This window comes from Vibrio sp. 10N.222.47.A9 (assembly GCF_963872585.1).
In the GTDB taxonomy this organism is placed as follows: domain Bacteria; phylum Pseudomonadota; class Gammaproteobacteria; order Enterobacterales; family Vibrionaceae; genus Vibrio; species Vibrio splendidus.
The window spans coordinates 37,618-58,639 of record NZ_CAWNBB010000071.1; the positions used below are offsets into that span (position 1 = coordinate 37,618).

A 21,022-nucleotide genomic window follows, 5' to 3' on the forward strand; every position below is an offset into this window, starting at 1 on the left:
AAAAAATCCAGAAAAAATTGAAATACATCACATATTTTTCGCTTTTACGTCAATACTGGTTATCATATCGTCAAAACTTGATGAATATCTCGTCACAGCACCCATCTCCTAGCAAATTGACCTAGTTAAATAAGAGGGCAATTAATTAACGCTCACTTCGCCTTTAAGTAGTAATCAAGCCTCGCAATGATTATAGTGTGCTCAATTGTCCTCGATAGATAAAAGTCAAAATGTTTCAAGATAATCCTCTACTCGCTCAACTCAAACAGCAAATCCAAGAAACCCTCCCTAAAAAGGAAGGTACAATCAAAGCCACTGAAAAAGGGTTTGGTTTTCTCGAAGTCGATAGCAAGACCAGTTTCTTTATCCCACCGCCATACATGAAGAAATGTGTGCACGGTGACAAAGTTATTGCCATCATTCGCACCGAGAAAGATCGCGAAGTAGCAGAACCTGAGGAATTGATTGAACAGGGTCTTACTCGTTTTATTGCTCGAGTGAAGTTGTTTAAAGGTCGTTTGAACGTTGTTCCAGATCACCCACAACTGAAAAAGCTGCAACTTAAAGCGAAAGCAAAAAAGGGGCTAAACCCTGAAACGCTAAAAGAAGGCGACTGGGTTGTTGCTCATATCATTCAACACCCGTTAAAAGGTGACAACGGATTCTTGGCTCAAATCTCTGAAAAAATCACAGACGCTGACGACAAGATCGCACCTTGGTGGGTAACGCTGGCACAAAACGACCTACCAAACAGCGAACCTGAAGGCATTGACGACTGGCAGATCAAAGACGACGCTGATCTTGAACGTATCGACATGACTCACGTCCCTTTTGTGACTATCGATGGCGAAAGCACAAAAGATATGGACGATGCGCTTTACGCTAAGAAGAAAGAGAACGGTGATTTTGAGCTAACTATTGCGATTGCTGATCCTACCGCTTACATCTCTCCAGATGATGCGATGGATAAAGTGGCTCGTGAGCGCGGTTTCACTATTTACCTTCCAGGTCGTAACATCCCTATGTTACCTCGTGATCTAGCTGACAACTTATGTTCACTAATAGAGAACGAAGTTCGCCCGGCACTTTGCTGCACAGTAACAGTATCTAAAGAAGGTGTTATCGGTGATGACATTAACTTCTTCGCTGCGAGCATCAAATCTCATGCTCGTCTTGCTTACGACCACGTATCAGACTGGTTAGAAACCGGTGCATCAGACAAATGGCAACCATCAGAAGAGATCGCTGCGATTGTTTCTGACCTTCACCAATTTGCACAAGCACGTTCAGCATGGCGCTCAACAAACGCTGTTGTATTCCCAGATCGCCCTGACTACCGCTTTGAGCTTAGCGAAGATAACGATGTTGTCGCTATCCACGCAGACATGCGTCGCACTGCAAACAAGTTGGTCGAAGAGTCTATGATCAGCGCGAACATCTGTACAGGTCGAGTATTAAAAGAGAGCTTCAACCAAGGTGTCTTTAACTGTCACTCTGGTTTTAAAGCTGAGAAATTAACAGACGTTCTAGAACTAATTAACCCAGAAGCAGAAACACCGTTTACAGAAGAGCAGATCGTTTCTCTGGAAGGTTTTGCTACTCTGCGTCGTTGGTTAGGCTCTCTAGACAACAGCTACTACGACAACCGTATTCGTAAATTCCAAGCGTACAGCGAGATTAGCAATGAACCTGCGCCACACTACGCAATGGGTTTAGACATTTACGCGACGTGGACTTCTCCAATTCGTAAATACGGTGACATGATTAACCACCGTATGCTTAAGGCTCACATCCTAGGTAAAGCGCCAATTCAAACACCAGACGAAACTATTGGTGATGAACTTGCCCTGCACCGCCGTCACCACGGTATGGCTGAGCGCAATGTTGGCGATTGGTTGTACGCTCGTACTCTAGCAAACGCTCCTGTAGAAGAGACTCGCTTCCAAGCAGAGATCTTCGACATTAACCGTGCTGGTATGCGTGTGCGTCTGCTTGAGAATGGTGCAGCTGCATTTATCCCTGGTTCTCTCATTATTGATAATAAAGAGAGAATAGAGTGCAACGGTGATATGGGTACTGTATCTATCGATAAAGAAATGGTATACAAACTGGGAGACGTTTTAGAAGTAGTTCTCTTCGAAGTTAATCAGGAAAACCGTAACTTAGTAGCAAAACCTACTCAAGTATTTGCGGACTTGCCTAGCGAGCCTGAAACGACAAACGAAACCGAAGCTTAAGAACTTTAACGGTTACGGCTTTCAAGGTTACGGCTTTCAAAGTCAAAGCTTGCAAGGTTAGAGCTTTCAAGGTCAAAAGCTTCAAAGGTTCACTTCTAAAGGCGCTAATTATTAGCGCCTTTTTTGTAAATGTCTCATGCTTAAACAATACTTAAAAAAAACAATCAATAAGCAATCAGTTTACAACGTCAAAGAAGCGCACTATGTCATCAATCACAGTTACTCAATTCAGAAATTTCATTCCCAGGAAACGGGAACGTTACCCCGCCTCTAAAAACGGTATTTTCATCGTTTCTAAAGGCAGTATTTCTTTCGTGCTACCTGATGGGACTGAAGCCTCATTGCAAGCCGGAGATTTTACTCTTTACAATTCTGGTCAGATTAAAGACATCACCGTTGACACTGAGAATGGCGAATTCAGCGCAACCTGTGTAGATTTTGATTTAGCTATTTTTCAGAAATTCATTAATCAGTTTAGCGACCTAGAACCCACTCGAGTCCCAGATAAATACATTAAGTTTAATCAAACTGATACCGAAATCTGCCAATTGAAAGAACTCATCATGTCGCTCGTTCATTCATCGACTCAGAATGACTACGCACTCACTCAATTAGGTTTAGGTTTGCTTTCTCTAATGGTGGAGCAGCACCCTGCTCTGTTAGTTATTATTGCCCGAGCGTCAAGGTTAACCGTGACGCAAAAGGTCATTCATTATATTGAACAGAACATTGAGAATAATATCTCACTCGATACCCTAGCCAGCTATATGGGGATGTCACCAGCCACACTTAAACGCCGTTTATCAGCTGAAGACCTTTCCTTTTCAAATCTATTAAAGATAAAGCGAATTGCCCACGCAGCGACACAGCTCAGAACATCGAATAAATCTATTACTCAAATCGCTTATGAATCTGGATTTAAAAGCGCGGCACACTTCAGTACAGCCTTTAAAACCTATCATGGCAAGACTCCAAAAGACTTCCGCTCTTTGGTTGCACAGTCTTATTAGTTGCACAATCTTATTGGCTGTACTGTCTTATTGGCTGCACAGTCTTAGAAAGTACAGGTGCAGGTAAAAGTATAAATCTGAAATGTGTTGGTGGGAATTTACGAAGGTCGTTCGTTTTTGGTATCGAACCACCAGCGAACGCCTAAGTAAAATGGTCACGACCAGAAGTAGGATTTAGGGTCTTTTTCTATTTCAGCCAAAATAGCATCAAGATCCTTGGATTGAGGAAGGTAAGGGTAAGGTCCCCAATTTACAGAGTCGGTTTCCGCATTATCTTCAAGTGGCACCATCACCAACCAGCAAGATAACGACTCATCAAAGGTAACGCAGGCGATCTCGTTGGTATAATCACTATGAGATGAGTCGAGTAGATAATGCGCCTGAGAAAACAGCACACCACCCTCACACTCTTCATAAAGGGATTTGCCTAGCTCTACAGGTAAACTACGATTTCGTGAAGTACAGAGCCTCTCAGCTCCAATTAAAAGACGATTCAGTTCTATATGAATAACGGACATAACACCCCTTGTAACTTCATAGAAACTTCTAAGTAGTGAATTCCTCTACTTAGCTTAGGACTCAACGATCATTTTAGCGAACAAGTGCAAACAAAATACCCGCCCTGCTCCCAGAAACGAATCCTTCTTCAGTAAACACATTCTAAAAGGGTAAAGCCGTCTAAATTTCATTAACCAGTGCCATTTTGGCAGCCACACTGCCTTTCACTCACCAGACTAACTGCTATAACGTATCCGTATAGAATTTCACAAAAGTGTCATATAACCGACCTATCATAGCCAACAAATGTTATTAACTAGGAGTTGTTTATGTTACGAGTCGCGCTTGCCTCTCTTTTATCCTTAGCCCTGTCTTCTCAAGCTGCTTTAGCACAAGAAACCACTATTTCGGGCTCTACTTCAGTATCACGAGTGATGGATGTATTAGCTGAGGAGTACAACAAGACTCACCCTGATAACTATATTGCGGTTCAGGGCATCGGTTCTACAGCGGGTATTACCATGGTTAATAAAGGTGTCTCTGATATCGGTATGAGCTCGCGTTATTTAACCGACCGCGAACAGGACGAAAAATTGAAGGTGTTTCCAATTGCCTTTGACGGCCTAGCTGTCGTAACTAACCGATCAAACGCTGTAAGCAACGTTACACGTGAGCAGCTATTCGATATCTACAAAGGCAAAATTACGAACTGGAAAGCCGTGGGTGGTGCGGATCAGCCTATCGCAGTTGTAACTCGTGAAGCGTCTTCTGGTTCACGCTATAGCTTCGAAAGCTTGCTTGGTTTAACGAAAATCATTAATGACCGTCTGGTTTCTGACATCAACCCAAATAACTTGGTTGTAAACAGCAACAGCATGGTTAAAACGATTGTTAACCATAACCCACACGCGATTGGATTTATCTCTGTAGGTTCGATCGACCGTTCGATTAAGGCAATTACATTTGAAGGCGTAGAGCCAACATCTAAGAACATTGCTAACCACAGCTATGAATTGGCTCGCCCATTCTTGTTGCTACACAAAACTGAATCAGTTTCTGACGAGAGCAAAGATTTCATCAAGTTCGTGAAGTCAAAGCAAGGGCAAGATCTTATTGAAGAGTACGGCTACACACGTATTAAGTAGCTTATTGCGTCTAAACTAACTAACCGCGTATTAATTAGCAAAACACGCATTAAGTAGTTACACACGTACTAAATAGCGACATACATATTAAGTCAGCAAAAGGCTTTTCGTGATGTTGTTACCAACGCTAGAGATGTCGATTTGATACGACACAAACAAAAAGAGAGAGCCTTAAGCTCTCTCTTTTTTTGAATCTATAATCTTCGCTTAAAAGCAGTTCCACTTATAAAAAAGCTCTAGAAGTGAAGTTGGATCACTGAAACGATCACAGCGCCAGGACGACGAATACCTTCGATTTCTACGCGAATTTCGCGTTCAATCTCTAGGCCTTTCTTAATTGGCGTTACTTTTGTTAGCGTACTTTTAGCACGAACGTTACTGCCCGATTTTACAGGATATGGGAAACGTACTTGGTTAAGACCAATGTTTACAACCATCTTCGCTGTTGGGAATTGAGACTTATCAGGATCAACACTGTCAGTCAGTCTAGGAAGCAGAGACAAAGTCAAAAAGCCATGTGCGATGGTTGTTTTGAACGGAGAATCTGTTTCAGCCTTAGAAGGTTCAGTATGGATCCATTGCATATCTTCAGTAACAAGGCCGAACTGGTTGATACGGTCTTGACTAACATTGATCCAGTCGCCAGTATGAATAACTTCACCGATCTGCTGATTAAGCTCATCAAACACAAGCTGTGCTTCTCGCGTTAATACGAGCGGCTGTTCTATTGGCATCTCTGGTGCATCTTCATTTACAGCAGGTTTGTGGTGATCACGAACCCAAGCAAAGAAATGGCTATTTTGCGTACGATTCAGAAAGTCACCCCAGTAATCTCTAAGAGCTGGAGACATCCATTGCATAAACTCTGAGTGTTGCGAAGACACGCTATCGCCTCGGTGTTTAAATAAATCAATGACTTTCATAAGAACCTCAATGCACAAAAAATTTCAATATAACTAGGTAATTTTGAAACACTTCACACTATTGTGCAAATGTTTTCGAGCATACACTCGTTAGCTGAACACTGTTATTTCCATATTAAACAGACACTTAACAATAAAACATCATTTTATTACAAAACCTAAATTAGAGTGTTAGCTCCATCACAAAACGAACATTTGATTATATAAATAGCGTTTTTATTCCGCTTGTGAATAAAAAAGGCTTAGCGTAATGCTAAGCCTTAGTTTTTACAAGGATTTAATCCTGCAAGGGATTAGCCTTGCAAGGCCTTAATCTTACCGGAGTTAAGTCTCCTATTCGTCATCAAGTGGAATCAACTTAGTCGTGCCACCGTGTGCCTTCTCCCGCTTACGTTGCACGAATGCATAGAAGCCTGGGATTAGGAACGTACCCGCTAACAACACACATAGCAGACCGCCGATCAGTGAAATACCCAACGAGTTCTGGCTCACGTGACCTGCGCCCGCTGCAAAGATAAGCGGGAAGATACCTAAGATGAACGACCAAGAGGTCATGTTCACAGCACGGAAACGCAGCGTACCGCCCTTCACTGCCGCATCTTCAATTGATGCGTCTTTCTCTTCACGCTCCACTTTTGCGAACTCTACAATCAAGATTGCGTTCTTCGCGGCCAAGGCTATCAAGAGAACCAAACCAATTTGCGCATAGAGGTTCAACGGTGTGCCTGTTAGATTCAACGCTAAGAAGGAGCCTAAGGTTGCAACCGGTACCACTAAGATAATCGCTATCGGTATTGTCCAACTCTCGTATTGAGCCACCATAAACAGGTAGATGAATATCAGAGCCAGTGCAAAAGCAAAGATCGCTTGGTTGCCTGCCAATACTTCTTGGTAGGCCATGCCTGTCCATTCGTACTGATAACCCTGAGGTAAGACTTCAGCGGCCACACGTTCCATTGCAGCAATCGCATCACCACTTGAGTAACCCGGCGCTGGTTGGCCTTGAATCACGGCGCTGCGGTACATGTTGTAACGCCATGCGACATCTGGTTCGAAGATCTGGTCGTAAGTCACCAATGTACTGAGCGGGATCATCTCGCCATTAGACGAGCGCACGTGGAATCGTTGGAGATCATCCATGCTGCTACGGTGTTCACTGTCAGCTTGCATGGTCACGCGGAAGTTCTTACCAAACATGGTGAAATCGTTCACGTACAGTGAACCAAGATTACCTTGCAGAGTTTGGAATATTTCCGACAACGGAATACCTAACTGTTGTGCTTTCTCACGGTCGATATCGACATAGTAGTGAGGAACGTTGGCACGGAAAGTACTGAACGTATGTGAAATCTCAGGCTGTTTGTTCGCCTCAGCAATCACGTCATTCATTACCATCGCCAGATCAGTACGACTACGACCTAATGTATCTTCTAGAACAAATTCGAAACCAGAAGCAGCACCCATACCCGGAACAGCTGGAGGTCCCATTGCAAACACGATAGCTTGAGGCAGTTCAGTGGCCGCTCGACCATTAATACGTTGTGAGATAGCTTGTGCGGAATGTTGACCATCCAGTGCGTTACGCATATCCCAATCATGCAGTTTGATAAATAGCGACGCGCCATTCGAAGCAGAAGCGCCTGTCATGAATGCGTAGCCGTTTACCAGTGTCACACCATCAACACCCGGCTCTTGCTCAACCATCTCTAGCAACTGCTCAGTCACATCTTCAGTACGAGACAGTGATGCCGCGTCAGGAAGCTGCACGTTAACCAGCAAAATACCTTTATCTTCTTGAGGTACAAACGCCGTTGACGTTGTTTTCGCGAAGTAAGTAACTGCTGCTAGTGCCACAACAAAGAAGGTAAACAGCAGAACACCTTTTTTCACAAGGAAGCCCGCGATTTGGCCGTATTTGTTAGTAACAGACTCTAAGCCACGGTTGAACGCTTGGTACCAACGAGCTGTGTTGCCACCGCCCTGCTTTAGAACCAGTGAACACAATGCTGGTGACAGCGTTAGAGCATTAATAGAAGAGATAACAACCGCGATACAAATAGTCAGAGCAAACTGACGATACATGATGCCAGTAATACCCGGCAGCATCGCTACAGGGATAAACACGGCAAGAAGTACCAGTGTTGATGTAACGATAGGACCCGTTACTTCTTTCATCGCGATAAGCGTTGCTTTACGTGGAGAAATCGTTGGGTCTTTGGCCATCGTGGTATCGACGTTTTCGATAACCAAGATCGCATCATCTACCACGATACCAATCGCCAATATCAAACCAAACAGGGTTACCGTGTTGATGGTAAATCCTGTCATCTGCATGACGGCAAATGTACCAATCAACGACACCGGAATCGCAACCACAGGAATCAAGGTTGCACGCGCACTGCCCAAGAACAGATAAGTAACCGCGATAACCAGCAAGATAGCTTCGATCAGCGTTTTCACTACGCCCTTAATCGACTCTGCAACAAAGACTGTCGTGTCATAACTCGCCTCGTAAGCAACACCTTCAGGGAAGTTAGTACTTAGATTGTCCAGCATCGCCATGACCGCTTTACCACTTTCCAACGCGTTTGCGTCTGACTGAAGTGACAGCGTTACGATTGAAGCGTCTTGTCCTCGGTATTTACCATTGCCATCGTAGAATTTTTTACCTAACTCAACGCGTGCAATGTCTTTTAAGTAAACGGTTGAACCATCTTGATTTGCGCGAAGTACGACATTTTCAAACTCATCAGCTGTTTCTAAGCGGCCTTTTGTCACCAAGTTGAACTGTACTTCTTGTGGATTGGCGTATGGTGCGGCACCAATACGACCGGCAGCGACTTGAACATTTTGTTCAGCCAATGCGCCATACACATCGGATGTTGTTAAGTTCAGGTTAGCCATTTTCTCAGGGTCTAACCAAACACGCATCGAATACTCACCGCCGCCCAACACATTCACTTCACTAATACCCGACACACGTGCCAGTTGGTCTTTAATGTTTAAGTTTACGTAGTTGATCAGGAACTGGTCATCATACTCACCGTTTGGAGAGTAGAAGTTCAATACCATCAAAAGGTCAGGTGAACGCTTCTTAACCGTTACGCCGACCATTCTAACTTCTTGTGGAAGCTTCGATTCGATTTGGGCGACTCGATTCTGAACGTTGACCTGAGCCATATCAGCATCAGTACCGACATCAAAGGTCACATTAAGATTGTATGAACCGTCGTTAGCACTTTTAGAAGACATGTAGATCATATCTTCTACGCCATTCACCGACGTCTCTATGGGGTCGGCTATCGCCTGTTCCACCACTTCAGCACTGGCACCCGTGTAGAATGCCGATACACTGACCGATGGTGGGCTAATTTTTGGATATTCGGCCACTGGTAAGATAGCGAGAGAGATCGCACCCGCCAGCGTTAATATTATGGATATGACAAGGGCAAACTTAGGCCTTTGAATAAAGAAACGACTTAACATAAATAGTCCCCTTACTCAGCTTGTTCAGCAGAAGCTTGAATACGAACGGACATACCATTACGTACACGCTGTAGGCCTTGAGTGATCACCGCGTCGTCTTTCTCTAATCCAGATTGAACAATCACGCCACCTTCAACTTGTCGCCCCATCTCAATATTTCTACGCTCAGCAACGGGTTCGGCTTCGCCTTCAACCAGTACCATCACGAAGTCACCTTCGAGGTCGGTCTGCACTGCACGTCGCGGAATAGTCACAACATCAATAGGTTGTTTCTCACGTAGATCAACGCGAACGTGTTGACCCGGAAGTAGTTGCTGATTCGGGTTGTCGGCAATCGCACGCATCGCGATCGTACCTGTATTGAGGTTGATACGGTTACCCAAGAAATCAAGCTGACCTAGATGTTCAAACGCTTCACCATTCTCAAGTATGATCTGAACTTCAACCCCAGCAGAATCGCTGCTGCCGTCGCCTTCAATGCGATCCATCCCTAACTCAATACGCTCACGCTCACTGATGCTGAACGACGCATGGATTGGGTCTAGGCTAACCAACGTAGTTAATACACCTGAAGACGGAGAAACCAGATCACCAGTACTCACTTTGGTGTCGCTGATTCTTCCAGAAAAAGGCGCGGTAATTTGGGTATGAGAAAGCTGAACATTGGCTGCGTTTAACTGAGCATGGCTAGCTTCAAGTTGCGCTTGTGAACCTAATAAGTTTGCCGTCAATGCATCGAATTCCGATTGAGAAATACTGCCTTTAGGAAGTAGATTCTTACCACGGTTGAAATCAAGTTCAGCTTTTTTAAGGTTCGCATTCGCTTGAGCAACAGAGGCTTTTGCACTTGCGACTTCAGCTTCAAACGAAGATGGCTCGATTGAGTAAAGCAATTGGCCCTTTTCGACCATTTGACCTTCATTGAAATGACGGCTTTGTAGATAGCCTGAAACCTGCGCGGTGATAGCCGTGTCTTCAACGGCTTCAATACGACCGATGTACGACTTACTTTGCTGGTGAGAAACAACGCTAACATCCTGTACAGCTACGAGAGGTAGAGGCGCTTGCTTGGCATTTTGAGCATCTTGCCCACACCCAGCAAGAATAAGAGAGCTTGCAAGAGCCGTAAGGATCAACTTTTTACGCATGGTTATACCGTCACTTATTAGTATTTGAACAGCATAAAATTTACGTAACACACTCGTCACCATTGTCCGAGGAATATCAATTATAACTAGCCAAAGTGTATCAATATGTTAATTGAAACCAAGTGCTTATAAAGTGATTACAAACGCGTTACAATTCCTAAGTAAATCAACCTCTCAGCTTTTGTTCTCTATGGATATTGTCTAACATAATGTATGGTCAGACAGATAAGCATTCACATTTAATTGTTAAGGAATTCTCATGATTTCAAAATGGGCTAAACGTTTCTATCAAATGGCGGAATTGGTCGGTTCTTGGAGTAAAGATCCTTCAACTCAAGTCGGCGCCGTAATCACTAAGCACAACCGTATTGTTTCCGTTGGTTTTAATGGCTACCCACATGGCGTGTCTGATAGTGCGGATACTGATGACAGAGAAATGAAGTACCTCAAGACGCTTCACGCTGAAGAAAATGCAATCTTGTTTGCTAAACGTGATTTAGACAGTTGTGAAGTTTGGGTAACTCACTTCCCTTGTCCGAACTGTGCAGCAAAAATCATCCAAACAGGGATTTCAGCGGTACATTGCCCAGAGCAAAGTGAAGACTTCCTTTCTCGTTGGGGAGATAAGATCAAGATAAGCCAAGATATGTTTGAGCAAGCAGGTGTGGAAGTAGACTGGTTACCACTCGCTGACCTAGACTGATATCGAAGCTGAATTTCAGATATAGAAAAGCCGAGAGTCGATCTTATCGCTCTCGGCTTTCTTTTACTTTCAGAGCCTTACGTTTCGAACATGAAATGCGTAAACAACATAAAGCGTTAGTTAGGATTAAGCGTTAATTGGGGTCAAACGCTAGTTGGAAAGGCCTCTGCGTACGCTTCCATAAAGTCTTTACGAATATCTTGCTCAAGATGAATCGCTTTTTCGGTCGGACAGAAGATCATAAAGTGCACTTCTTGCTCACCCGTCGAACTGCTCGTGATATGGATATGAGGCTCAGATCCCGGAAGGTCAACGCCAGCGTGTTTTTCGATCACACCGTTATAACGGCGCGCGACATCGATAAACTCTTCACAATGCTCTTCAATTTTAACAATAAGGCCCGGCACCATTGGATATAGGTTAACGAAGTCTTTTACCGTCACAAAAAAGTTATGATAAACGTAGCGCTTCATGAAATTAAGGTTCTTGACCGGGTAAGTGAAGAACATGCTATTGGGCAGCGTAGCGGTCTTACCTGTGAAATGGTATTGCCCGTGATATAGGTCGATTTCCTGAATCACAGTCGCCATCAAGTTGTGCTCAATCACCTCGCCGCTGATTTTGCCTACTTCGATCCAGTCACCAATTCTAAATGAACGAGAGCTTGCGCGTTGAATCGACCCCGTAAAACACAAGATGATCTCTTTTGAAGCTACCACGATTGCAACAGCAATGGCGGTGACCGACAGTGCAAATTCGCTGATTTCAGATTTCCACAGCACAAATAAAGTGACCATAATAATGGCAAACGTACCGTTCTTGGTACGTGACATCCAGTTACGTTGATCTTCACTGAGAAAAGCGACATCACCACGGATTCGAGACAGAGTGATTCGTCGGATAATTAATATAATGCAGATGATCAGCACACTAAAAATAAACTTATTAGCGAGTAAGAAATCGATCACTTGCCACAACTTTTCCATTACGTATTCCTTTGTATTACAACAATTAAGCTTTATAACGACGAGCTTTACAGCGACTGACTCAACCCCAAAAACGCATTATAAAAAAGCGCTCAAAAATAGAGCGCTCCTTTTCATGATTAATTCAGCTATTAGGGCGTGTTGACCTTTCGCGGTTAAATTTTGTTCGAAAGATCAACACGCCCTAGTAAGGCTATCATTTTATCTTGGCAGAAGTAATAAATTGACCAAAAGTTTCACACCAAATCACAACCGTATTAAATCGATTAAGATCAGTACCTTCAGGCAGCTCAACCATAAATCGGTCGAATGTTTTTACATCTCCGACTCTCAGTAGCTCGCTTTTACTATCATTGAAGGCTTGTTCGGTTTCAATAAACTTAGGTGATAGGTAAACTTTGTAATCAGGCCCCGGTGCCAGTTCACCTTCAAAAGCTATCGCATTTTCAGAAACCGAGACGATGCCTTCTCCCCAATGCAAAAAGTCACTGTCTTGTCGGTCTTTTGTGAACTCACCTGTATAAATAGCCTGCTGACTGATCGCTTCAACAGAACTTGAGGAAGGAGAATCAGGCTCAATCAAGATAGGTAGTGCATAGACACCAAGCCCAAAACCAAAAGCACCCACGGTTAAGTGGGTGCAAAGTAAAACTAACTTTTTCATCGCGTACTCCCTTATGCTTAAAGAGAGTATTATTGAATACTCTCAAAAATACAAAGAGATATCGCGTTGGAAGTCGCTATTTTTGGTAGTGCGTTGCCGTACGTTGAGACAGCTCAACAATCACTTTTACCGCCTGCTCCATACCTTGAATGGTAATGAACTCATGAATACCGTGGAAGTTATAGCCGCCAGTGAAGATATTCGGACATGGTAGCCCCATGAAAGATAAGCGAGCGCCGTCTGTACCGCCTCGGATCGGTTTGATCATTGGCTCAACATCGCACTCAATCATCGCTTGCTTCGCTAATTCAATAATATGTTGATGCGGTTCAACCATCTCTTTCATGTTGAAGTAGCTATCGGTTAGCACCAGCTCAACACGGCCTTTCTCAAGACGCTCATTCAGCTCATCCACTTTCTGTTGCATGAATGCCTTACGCGCTTCTACACCCTCACGTTCAAAATCACGGATGATGTAACCCAGTTCAGAGCGAGCCACACCCATTTCAGCTGATTTCAGGTGGTAGAAACCTTCATAACCTTCTGTGCACTCTGGTGTTTCTTGCGTTGGCATCATCAATTGGAATTGCGCCGCGATTTTCATCGCGTTGACCATTTTACCTTTTGCGGTACCTGGGTGAACATTCACGCCATGACAGATAACATCGGCGCTCGTGGCATTAAAGTTCTCAAATTCCAACTCCCCTACCGGGCCACCATCAATGGTATACGCCCATTCGGCACCAAACTTCTTAACATCAAACAGGTTAGCACCACGGCCGATCTCTTCGTCTGGCGTGAAGCCAATACAAATATCGCCGTGTTTGATCTCTGGATTCGCTTTGAGGTAAGCAATTGCACTGATTATTTCAGCGATACCCGCTTTGTTGTCGGCACCAAGCAAAGTCGTACCGTCAGTCGTAATAAGGTCGTGGCCATGTAAAGAATCAAGATCTGGGTATTGGCTTGGGTTCAAGCATTCACCGCTTGCACCTAATTCTATCGTTCCACCTTGATAATCTTTAATCAGCTGTGGTTTCACGTTCGCACCGGAAGCATCAGGAGCGGTATCCATATGTGCGACAAAGCCAATGGCAGGCACATCGTAATCGACATTCGACGGCAGTTTCGCCATCAAATAGCCATTTTCGTCTAAAGAGACATCAGTTAACTCTAATGCGATCAATTCTGATTTTAAGGCTTCAGCAAATGTTATTTGACCCGGTGAACTTGGGCACTGCTGATTAGAAGGATCGGATTTAGTATCAAAAGTAACGTAATTCAAAAAACGTTCTACAAGCTTTTCCATAATTCATCTCACCATGGATTAAGTAATTGATTTACTGACTTAATACTTAATATAGGTAAGTATTTTATTGTTAAGGAGTTACCTACGCAGAGTCAGTAGCGAGGTTTTTCATCTTACGCCCCTGACCATCTGTGTAATTGCTCTACATCATTATTGTGCGAAATTAGACGAGCTTCCTATACTTGAAATCAGAGGGCTTCGTCAGTTCAACATTGCATACGGATGATAAGAGATCGCTTTGTACGCATTCTACGCCCTCCACTCTCAGCCTATAAAAAGTACAAAGTGGATGATGATCACCCTTTATCCTTGATGCAGAATCTGTCATACGTTACACGGAGACACAGTTATGACGATTAATAAATATTTCATTTTATCTCCTCAAGCCTCTGAGGAAACGCTTCAGCCAGCATTAACTGAGAAAGAAGTTCAAAGGCAGGAAGCTCTAAGACAGGCGCAATCTCAAGGTGGGTTTGACACCAACGCGACCTCGTAACTTAATCAATACTCAGAACATATTTATAGAACCCTAATAAAAGAGCTCTACTTCTCTATGATGTAGAGCTCTTTTGTCTTTGACTCTTCTTCTCTCTTTCTATGATGTCCTATTCAGGCGTCAAACCCATTCACGTTTTGTGACTCCCCTGCTTTATATCTATAGCTCCACGACTATGCAGCTAGCTCATTCGCTACGTTGAGAAATGACTCATTAAACTTACCTCAGCCATACCTTGTCGTGTCATTTTGTGCTAATAATTTATATTCGTTTTCATTCCTCACTCGCTCTCTTTTCAAAAACTCTAATGCGAGTACCGGAGAACTTAACCACAGGAATCCCGAATTCAATGGAATATTCAAAACTAGGAAGTAGTCAAATTCCCGTTTCCCGAATCTGTCTTGGTAGCATGACTTGGGGGCTGCAAAATACGCAGCAACAAGCCGACCAACAGATCGAATACGCACTAAGCCAAGGTATTAACTTCATCGATACTGCAGAAATGTACGCGGTTCCGCCTTCTCCAGAGACCTACGGCAAAACAGAAGCGATCATTGGTAACTGGCTATCGCGCCACCCGCAGCGCCGCCAAGAACTGATCATAGCGAGTAAGATTGCAGGCCCAGGTCTTCCTTGGGTTCGAGATGGTGGTCCGATAACAGGTGAAGCCGTAATCGAAGCGGTTGATGCGTCATTAAAACGTCTACAGACTGATTATATCGACCTATATCAACTGCATTGGCCAAATCGAAATACACCTCACTTTGGAAAACAGTTCCCAAATCAAATTCGCTTCAGTGATATCGACCGGAAGCAGCATGAAGGGGAAATGTTGGAGATCCTTCAAGCCCTAGCAAGCTGTGTTAAAGCAGGAAAAATCCGTCATGTTGGTTTGTCTGATGACACCACTTGGGGCATCAACACCTATCTCAAGCTGAGCGAAAAGCACGATTTGCCACGCATGGTCTCGATTCAGAATGAATTCAGCCTACTTCACGCAAAAGACTGGCCGTATCTGATTGAGAACTGTGTGCATGAAGATGTCGCTTACCTGCCTTGGTCACCGTTATCTGGAGGAATGCTCAGTGGAAAATACATCGATGGCGCAAGACCGGAAGGCAGCCGCTGGACATACATGCAGCGTAAGGGCATTTTCCGCGACACCGAATCTGCCAATGAAGCGGTAAAAGGATATGCAGAAGTCGCGAACACTCATGGATTTACGCCGAGCCAGCTTGCATTAGCATGGTGTAATCAAGTCGATGGTGTTACCTCATCCATCATTGGGGCGACCACGATGGAGCAGCTAAAAGAGAACGTGGCTGCTTTCAGTAAGCCATTATCAGAAGAGATTCTTACCGATATCAACACAGTGTTTAAGCGCTACCCTGTTCCATATTAAGCTGTCAGTTCACCCAGCCTTCTCAGTTCGTCTAGCTTGTTCAGCTTAGTCTTAAGTAATTAAATCAGATAAGAGCGCGCTATTTAGTGCGCTTTTCTTTTTTAAGTGAGTTGCTTTTGCTTTTTATGTGGATCGCATTGAGCTATCACGCTTTTGGTTCTCCAACCTTTGCTCTATAATGCGCGGGCTTATATCTAGGATAAAAACATGATTTCAAAAAACCAATTAAAACTCCTTCGTGCTTTGGGCCAAAAGAAACAACGTAAAGCCCACGGCTTGTTTCTAGTTCAAGGTGAAAAGAACGTTCTTGAGCTGTTCAATAGTGACTTAGTCGTGAAGAACGTCTTTGCTACCGCTGATTTCTTATCTGAAAATCACGCTTCACTGTTTGAGTTTGATTGTGTTGAAGCTTCACTGGATGACCTAACCAAAGCGAGTACTTTGGTGAGTAACAATGCGGCGATTGCTGTCGTTGAGATCCCAACATTTGAACTGCCAGAAGCAACTGGGCTGATGATTGCACTAGATGGCGTTTCAGACCCGGGCAACCTAGGTACGATTATTCGTGTAGCAGACTGGTATGGCATTAAGCATATCGTTGCGAGCAGCGATTGTGCAGACCCGTACAACCCTAAGACCATCAGTGCAACTATGGGTAGCTTTGGCCGAGTACACGTAAGCCAAACAGACTTACCGGCTTATTTAGAACAAGCGAACCTACCGGTTTACGGCGCGTTCTTAGAAGGCGAAAGTGTTCATAAGACAGAATTTACTGCCAATGGCATTTTGCTAATGGGCAGCGAGTCTCACGGCATTCGTGAACATGCGGCTAAATACGTAACGGATAAGATTACGATTCCTGCATTCGGTGGCGCAGAGTCTCTGAACGTAGCAATGGCGACCGGTATTATTCTCGACAACATGCGTCGTCAGCATAGCTAATCGATTCAAGAGTAAACTACTAAATAGAACTCGCGGATATGAAGAGCAAGATTCCCTATCTTGCTCGTCCCTCGCTGTAGAGAATGACGTAACTTAGAGGTAGAGACAAAGCCAACCACCAGCTCTCACGGCACAAAGCATCAAATAGATTTTGAAATATAACGTGGCAAGTAGGTCAATAATTAACTGAATCATCAGCCGTCATCCTCAAGAAGGAGGGACGACTGAGTTGGGGATCTTTTTTGGGAAAGGTTTATTTCAAGTAGCAGAATTACTTTTCTAGCATTGCCAACTTATCAGACACACCATTCCACTTTTCAGCTTCATCCATCGGTGCTTTTACTTCAGTTTGCACTGGCCAGATCTCGGCAAGCTCGGCATTCACTTCAATAAAGATCTTTTGATCTTCTGGCAGTTCATCTTCTTGGAAGATCGCTTGAGCGTCGCATTCAGGTACACATAAACCACAATCAATGCATTCGATTGGGTTGATTACCATGAAATTCGGGCCCTCATGGAACGCATCTGCGGGGCATACCGCCACACAGTCTGTGTATTTACATTGAATACAGTTATCGCCTACGACAAACGCCATGATGCTCTGCTCTATAAGTTAGTCAAAATTGAAGAATGGAGGATAATACTCATCCCAAGGCAAAATTCAACATCATACGGCTCTAATATCGTGTCTATTTGCTCCATGTTTCCAAATTAGTATGACAGATAAATCAATTTCTCGTAAAATGCGCGCCATTGTGAGCTTATCGCTTCTTTCAACATCAGCGTTGTCATCAAACTCTGTATTAAGAAACGATCTAGCTAAGACACCTATAAAAACGAGACATCAAAATGATACGTTTAACCGAAATTAAACTCCCACTAGACCATGAAGAGTCAGCCATTCAAGACGCTATTGAAGCAAAGCTTGGCATTAACGCTGATCAGGTACTTTCTTTTAATATCTTTAAACGTGGCTACGATGCTCGTAAGAAATCAAAAATCTTACTTATCTACACGCTTGATGTTCTCGTTGAAAACGAAGCTGAGTTGTTAGAACAATTCATCAGCGACCCACACGTAAAAGTGACTCCTGACATGGAGTACAAATTCGTGGCTAAAGCGGTTGAGAACCAAACTGAGCGCCCTGTCGTTATCGGTTTTGGCCCTTGTGGTTTGTTCGCAGGCCTAGTGCTTGCTCAAATGGGCTTCAATCCAATCATCGTTGAGCGTGGTAAAGAAGTTCGTGAACGTACGAAAGATACCTTTGGTTTCTGGCGTAAGCGCACACTGAACACTGAATCAAACGTACAGTTCGGTGAAGGTGGCGCAGGTACATTCTCTGACGGTAAGCTATACAGCCAAGTTAAAGATCCAAAGCACTACGGCCGTAAAGTAATCGAAGAATTCGTAGCTGCTGGCGCACCAGAAGAAATTCTATACGTAAGTAAGCCACACATCGGTACCTTTAAACTGGTTACCATGATCGAGAAGATGCGTGCTTCTATCATTGAGCTAGGTGGCGAAATCCGTTTCAGCACTCGCGTAGACGACGTTCACATGGAAGACGGTCAAATCACTGGCCTAACGCTTTCTAACGGTGAAGAGATTAAAACTCGTCACGTAGTACTGGCTGTTGGCCACAGTGCCCGTGATACGTTTGAAATGCTGCACGAACGTGGCGTTTACATGGAAGCTAAGCCTTTCTCTGTTGGTTTCCGTATCGAACACAAGCAAGCGATGATCGATGAAGCTCGCTTCGGCAAGAACGCGGGCAACCCTATTCTAGGTGCTGCGGACTACAAACTCGTTCACCACTGTAAAAATGGCCGCACTGTATACAGCTTCTGTATGTGCCCAGGTGGTACTGTGGTTGCTGCGACTTCTGAAGAAGGCCGCGTAGTAACCAATGGTATGAGCCAATACTCTCGTGCAGAACGTAACGCAAACAGTGCTATCGTTGTGGGGATCGACCCTGAACGCGATTACCCAGGTGATGCACTAGCAGGTATCCGTTTACAGCGTGAATTAGAAAGTGCGGCTTATGTTCTAGGTGGCGAGAATTACGATGCCCCTGCACAGAAAATCGGTGACTTCCTGAAAGGTCGCGATCCAAGTGAAATCGGTGAAGTAAAACCATCGTTCACGCCGGGTATCCACCTAACGGATATTTCAAAAGCACTGCCTGACTTTGCTATCGAAGCGATTCGTGAAGCAATTCCAGCGTTCGAGAAGAAGATCAAAGGCTTCTCTACGCCAGACGGTCTATTAACAGGCGTTGAGACGCGTACGTCTTCTCCTGTATGTATCAAACGTGGCAAAGACTTCCAAAGCATCAACTTAAAGGGCTTCTTCCCTGCAGGTGAAGGTGCAGGCTATGCTGGTGGTATCCTATCTGCTGGTATCGATGGTATTAAAGCGGCGGAAGCGCTAGCGATATCAATGGTAGAGCAGAACCAAGCTGAGAAAATTGAGATCGCTTAAGCGCTTTTAATAAAGTAAAGCTACGTAACGGTCAACCAAAACTAAAAATCCAGTGTCTTGTAGACACTGGATTTTTTTATTGCGTACGGATTATGTAGATTTACTCGGTATCGACTCTGGCTTTACTTACAAGTGTCTTTTGACCAGGTCACACCATCATCTGAACACTCAAATCGACTTGTTCCATTCTGGTAATAATAACCTTTAGTCCAGTTACCTTGAGAATATTTAGACGTTATCGTTTGAGTATAATCAAACGGCGTATTTTCAATGTACGCATACTTATGTCTGTTCCAGTTATCAGCGCCATATGAACTGTTGTCATCAAAATCTACCGATAGGTAATTGAGCGCATCAAAGTCGCTGCGCGACACACTATCCAATGAGTCACCTAGATTAACCCACTTTGGATGTGGCGCATTATTCTCAAAATTAAATTTGGCTTGTATCTGGGTAAACTGATCTTTGTAGTCACCGACAACATCTGCCGTCAAGGTTTGCATAAAGCCCGCACCAACGTCTTGACGAGAACAACTTTCCCAATCAAGTTGTTGAGACCCGCCACGGTTCATCACACCAAAGGTAGTCAATGAGTTAGGCAAAACCTGTTGCTTGATGGTCTCTTGCACCGAACATGAATATTCCGTTCCATCGCTACTCAATGAGAATGAAGCTTCCTTGTCATACTCTAAGCCATTTTTCTTCTGACCATTACGCTCAAAATGTTCACTTAAAACCAGTTCTGTCTGCAGGTCGGCCGAAACTTCATGTTCGATAACAACAAGTTTGTCAGCGGTCATCACTGTTTTAACTTTATACCATTTATTGATTTCATTTTTTTTCGAGTAATCCCAATGCTCCCAGTAATAATCAACATAAGCTTGTTGGGCTTTTGGGTTCTCTTTTTGAATCTCTTTGGTCTCTTGATACGATTTTTTGATAGCCGGCATCATTTTCTGCGCTAACTCATAGAGCTCAGTATTTTGATCTTTAACGAAATCTCCATACAGGTCTTCAACTGCAATGTTGTATCGGTTCGCAATTCGGAAGTCATGCTCTTTCACATTTTGGATAATGCTATTTTGGGTGTTCACAGCTTGCTTCAAAGCTGAACAACTGTTTAAACCACCGTTATACAGATCGGCTTGGATCTGATTCCATAAAACGGTCGTAAGTGGTGTAGTCGACTTAATTTCTTGCTCAGAACTCACCGTCATGACTGGCGGAAATACTAACTGATAAGGTTCAGTAATCGGCGAGTTTGGGCTATCTGCATCAATTGCGCCGATCGGCACATTCACTACGATTGGAGCGTAGTCCATACAGTCTGAGTTAGAGCCCGTCAAAGATAGCTCATAGCTGCCCTCATCGTCCGTGATGCTGCTAGGCTCACCTTCATCTAATACGCCATTGTAATTGATATCTAGAAACGCGGTCGCCCCGGAAATATACCCGTCAATGGCGACACCTTGTAAGGTTCTCGTTTGAGGAGCAGGAGCACTTGTATTGCTATTGCTACCACCGCCTCCTCCGCCACAAGCCGTAAGGCCACCAGCGATAAGTGCGATAGAAATAAGCTTAAGTTTCATTCG

Annotated in this window: 17 protein-coding genes; 8 read left to right on the forward strand and 9 right to left on the reverse strand. The window is 44.0% G+C overall.

What is annotated here, in order from left to right; genetic code table 11:
• Positions 1 to 230 precede the first annotated feature (230 nt).
• Together rnb and AACT19_RS21855 are read left to right on the forward strand one after the other, a co-directional pair.
• Positions 231 to 2,237: an exoribonuclease II gene (rnb, locus tag AACT19_RS21850; protein ID WP_076648749.1), complete on the forward strand. Its 2,007-nt coding sequence runs from the start codon at positions 231 to 233 to the stop codon at positions 2,235 to 2,237.
• Positions 2,238 to 2,440: 203 nt separating this feature from the next.
• Positions 2,441 to 3,247 carry a helix-turn-helix domain-containing protein gene (locus AACT19_RS21855; protein WP_004731740.1) on the forward strand — a complete coding sequence of 269 codons (807 nt, stop codon included), beginning with the start codon at positions 2,441 to 2,443 and terminating at the stop codon, positions 3,245 to 3,247.
• Positions 3,248 to 3,402: 155 nt separating this feature from the next.
• Here the strand turns inward: AACT19_RS21855 and AACT19_RS21860 are convergent, their stop codons facing one another.
• On the reverse strand, positions 3,403 to 3,765 hold the full coding sequence (locus AACT19_RS21860; RefSeq protein ID WP_004731741.1) for a DUF3024 domain-containing protein: 363 nt from the start codon (positions 3,763 to 3,765) through the stop codon (positions 3,403 to 3,405).
• Positions 3,766 to 4,074: 309 nt separating this feature from the next.
• Between AACT19_RS21860 and AACT19_RS21865 the strand changes: the two genes are divergently transcribed.
• Complete coding sequence (locus tag AACT19_RS21865; protein ID WP_017087313.1) at positions 4,075 to 4,890, forward strand: phosphate ABC transporter substrate-binding protein; 816 nt, start codon at positions 4,075 to 4,077, stop codon at positions 4,888 to 4,890.
• Positions 4,891 to 5,126: 236 nt separating this feature from the next.
• Here AACT19_RS21865 and AACT19_RS21870 read toward each other — a convergent pair whose 3' ends face one another.
• The 3 genes from AACT19_RS21870 to AACT19_RS21880 form a co-directional block, all read right to left on the reverse strand.
• On the reverse strand, positions 5,127 to 5,813 hold the full coding sequence (locus AACT19_RS21870) for a MaoC family dehydratase (protein ID WP_004731744.1): 687 nt from the start codon (positions 5,811 to 5,813) through the stop codon (positions 5,127 to 5,129).
• 333 nt (positions 5,814 to 6,146) lie between these two features.
• On the reverse strand, positions 6,147 to 9,299 hold the full coding sequence (locus AACT19_RS21875) for an efflux RND transporter permease subunit (RefSeq protein WP_004731746.1): 3,153 nt from the start codon (positions 9,297 to 9,299) through the stop codon (positions 6,147 to 6,149).
• An 11-nt stretch (positions 9,300 to 9,310) separates the two neighbouring features.
• Entirely contained in the window at positions 9,311 to 10,447 is a 1,137-nt protein-coding gene (locus AACT19_RS21880) for an efflux RND transporter periplasmic adaptor subunit (protein ID WP_004731747.1), read from the reverse strand.
• A gap of 259 nt (positions 10,448 to 10,706) precedes the next feature.
• Here AACT19_RS21880 and AACT19_RS21885 point away from each other — a divergent pair, with 259 nt between their 5' ends.
• Positions 10,707 to 11,150 (forward strand): dCMP deaminase family protein, encoded by a 444-nt coding sequence (locus tag AACT19_RS21885; RefSeq protein WP_004731749.1) that lies wholly within the window; start codon positions 10,707 to 10,709, stop codon positions 11,148 to 11,150.
• Positions 11,151 to 11,293: 143 nt separating this feature from the next.
• Here AACT19_RS21885 and AACT19_RS21890 read toward each other — a convergent pair whose 3' ends face one another.
• From AACT19_RS21890 to pepT, 3 genes are all read right to left on the reverse strand, one after another.
• The gene (locus tag AACT19_RS21890; RefSeq protein WP_004731751.1) at positions 11,294 to 12,136 is read right to left on the reverse strand and encodes a mechanosensitive ion channel family protein; all 843 of its coding nucleotides are present in this window, start codon (positions 12,134 to 12,136) and stop codon (positions 11,294 to 11,296) included.
• A gap of 196 nt (positions 12,137 to 12,332) precedes the next feature.
• The gene (locus tag AACT19_RS21895; RefSeq protein ID WP_076648751.1) at positions 12,333 to 12,800 is read right to left on the reverse strand and encodes a DM13 domain-containing protein; all 468 of its coding nucleotides are present in this window, start codon (positions 12,798 to 12,800) and stop codon (positions 12,333 to 12,335) included.
• A gap of 76 nt (positions 12,801 to 12,876) precedes the next feature.
• Positions 12,877 to 14,109: a peptidase T gene (pepT, locus tag AACT19_RS21900; RefSeq protein ID WP_076648753.1), complete on the reverse strand. Its 1,233-nt coding sequence runs from the start codon at positions 14,107 to 14,109 to the stop codon at positions 12,877 to 12,879.
• 349 nt (positions 14,110 to 14,458) lie between these two features.
• Between pepT and AACT19_RS21905 the strand changes: the two genes are divergently transcribed.
• The 3 genes from AACT19_RS21905 to AACT19_RS21915 all read left to right on the forward strand — a co-directional run bounded on the left by AACT19_RS21905 (position 14,459) and on the right by AACT19_RS21915 (position 16,949).
• Entirely contained in the window at positions 14,459 to 14,605 is a 147-nt protein-coding gene (locus AACT19_RS21905) for a hypothetical protein (RefSeq protein ID WP_004731758.1), read from the forward strand.
• Positions 14,606 to 14,954: 349 nt separating this feature from the next.
• Complete coding sequence (locus AACT19_RS21910; RefSeq protein WP_017081940.1) at positions 14,955 to 16,007, forward strand: aldo/keto reductase; 1,053 nt, start codon at positions 14,955 to 14,957, stop codon at positions 16,005 to 16,007.
• 207 nt (positions 16,008 to 16,214) lie between these two features.
• The gene (locus AACT19_RS21915; RefSeq protein WP_004731761.1) at positions 16,215 to 16,949 is read left to right on the forward strand and encodes an RNA methyltransferase; all 735 of its coding nucleotides are present in this window, start codon (positions 16,215 to 16,217) and stop codon (positions 16,947 to 16,949) included.
• A gap of 271 nt (positions 16,950 to 17,220) precedes the next feature.
• Here AACT19_RS21915 and fdxA read toward each other — a convergent pair whose 3' ends face one another.
• On the reverse strand, positions 17,221 to 17,544 hold the full coding sequence (gene fdxA / locus AACT19_RS21920) for a ferredoxin FdxA (protein WP_004731764.1): 324 nt from the start codon (positions 17,542 to 17,544) through the stop codon (positions 17,221 to 17,223).
• A 254-nt stretch (positions 17,545 to 17,798) separates the two neighbouring features.
• On the opposite strand from fdxA, the gene AACT19_RS21925 reads away from it, so the two are divergent.
• Positions 17,799 to 19,430 (forward strand): NAD(P)/FAD-dependent oxidoreductase, encoded by a 1,632-nt coding sequence (locus AACT19_RS21925; RefSeq protein ID WP_076648755.1) that lies wholly within the window; start codon positions 17,799 to 17,801, stop codon positions 19,428 to 19,430.
• Positions 19,431 to 19,552: 122 nt separating this feature from the next.
• On the opposite strand, the gene AACT19_RS21930 is transcribed toward AACT19_RS21925, so the two are convergent.
• Positions 19,553 to 21,019 (reverse strand): hypothetical protein, encoded by a 1,467-nt coding sequence (locus tag AACT19_RS21930; protein WP_076648757.1) that lies wholly within the window; start codon positions 21,017 to 21,019, stop codon positions 19,553 to 19,555.
• Between the last annotated feature and the right edge of the window lie 3 nt (positions 21,020 to 21,022).

Bases quoted from the DNA above. Each gene is read 5' to 3' on its own strand.
- AACT19_RS21885 (WP_004731749.1), top strand. From the start codon at position 10,707: ATGATTTCAAAATGGGCTAAACGTTTCTATCAAATGGCGGAATTGGTC.
- AACT19_RS21905 (WP_004731758.1), top strand. From the start codon at position 14,459: ATGACGATTAATAAATATTTCATTTTATCTCCTCAAGCCTCTGAGGAA.
- pepT (WP_076648753.1), bottom strand. From the start codon at position 14,109: ATGGAAAAGCTTGTAGAACGTTTTTTGAATTACGTTACTTTTGATACT.
- AACT19_RS21860 (WP_004731741.1), bottom strand. From the start codon at position 3,765: ATGTCCGTTATTCATATAGAACTGAATCGTCTTTTAATTGGAGCTGAG.
- AACT19_RS21930 (WP_076648757.1), bottom strand. From the start codon at position 21,019: ATGAAACTTAAGCTTATTTCTATCGCACTTATCGCTGGTGGCCTTACG.
- AACT19_RS21880 (WP_004731747.1), bottom strand. From the start codon at position 10,447: ATGCGTAAAAAGTTGATCCTTACGGCTCTTGCAAGCTCTCTTATTCTT.
- rnb (WP_076648749.1), top strand. From the start codon at position 231: ATGTTTCAAGATAATCCTCTACTCGCTCAACTCAAACAGCAAATCCAA.
- fdxA (WP_004731764.1), bottom strand. From the start codon at position 17,544: ATGGCGTTTGTCGTAGGCGATAACTGTATTCAATGTAAATACACAGAC.
- AACT19_RS21865 (WP_017087313.1), top strand. From the start codon at position 4,075: ATGTTACGAGTCGCGCTTGCCTCTCTTTTATCCTTAGCCCTGTCTTCT.
- AACT19_RS21875 (WP_004731746.1), bottom strand. From the start codon at position 9,299: ATGTTAAGTCGTTTCTTTATTCAAAGGCCTAAGTTTGCCCTTGTCATA.
- AACT19_RS21870 (WP_004731744.1), bottom strand. From the start codon at position 5,813: ATGAAAGTCATTGATTTATTTAAACACCGAGGCGATAGCGTGTCTTCG.
- AACT19_RS21890 (WP_004731751.1), bottom strand. From the start codon at position 12,136: ATGGAAAAGTTGTGGCAAGTGATCGATTTCTTACTCGCTAATAAGTTT.
- AACT19_RS21855 (WP_004731740.1), top strand. From the start codon at position 2,441: ATGTCATCAATCACAGTTACTCAATTCAGAAATTTCATTCCCAGGAAA.
- AACT19_RS21925 (WP_076648755.1), top strand. From the start codon at position 17,799: ATGATACGTTTAACCGAAATTAAACTCCCACTAGACCATGAAGAGTCA.
- AACT19_RS21910 (WP_017081940.1), top strand. From the start codon at position 14,955: ATGGAATATTCAAAACTAGGAAGTAGTCAAATTCCCGTTTCCCGAATC.
- AACT19_RS21895 (WP_076648751.1), bottom strand. From the start codon at position 12,800: ATGAAAAAGTTAGTTTTACTTTGCACCCACTTAACCGTGGGTGCTTTT.
- AACT19_RS21915 (WP_004731761.1), top strand. From the start codon at position 16,215: ATGATTTCAAAAAACCAATTAAAACTCCTTCGTGCTTTGGGCCAAAAG.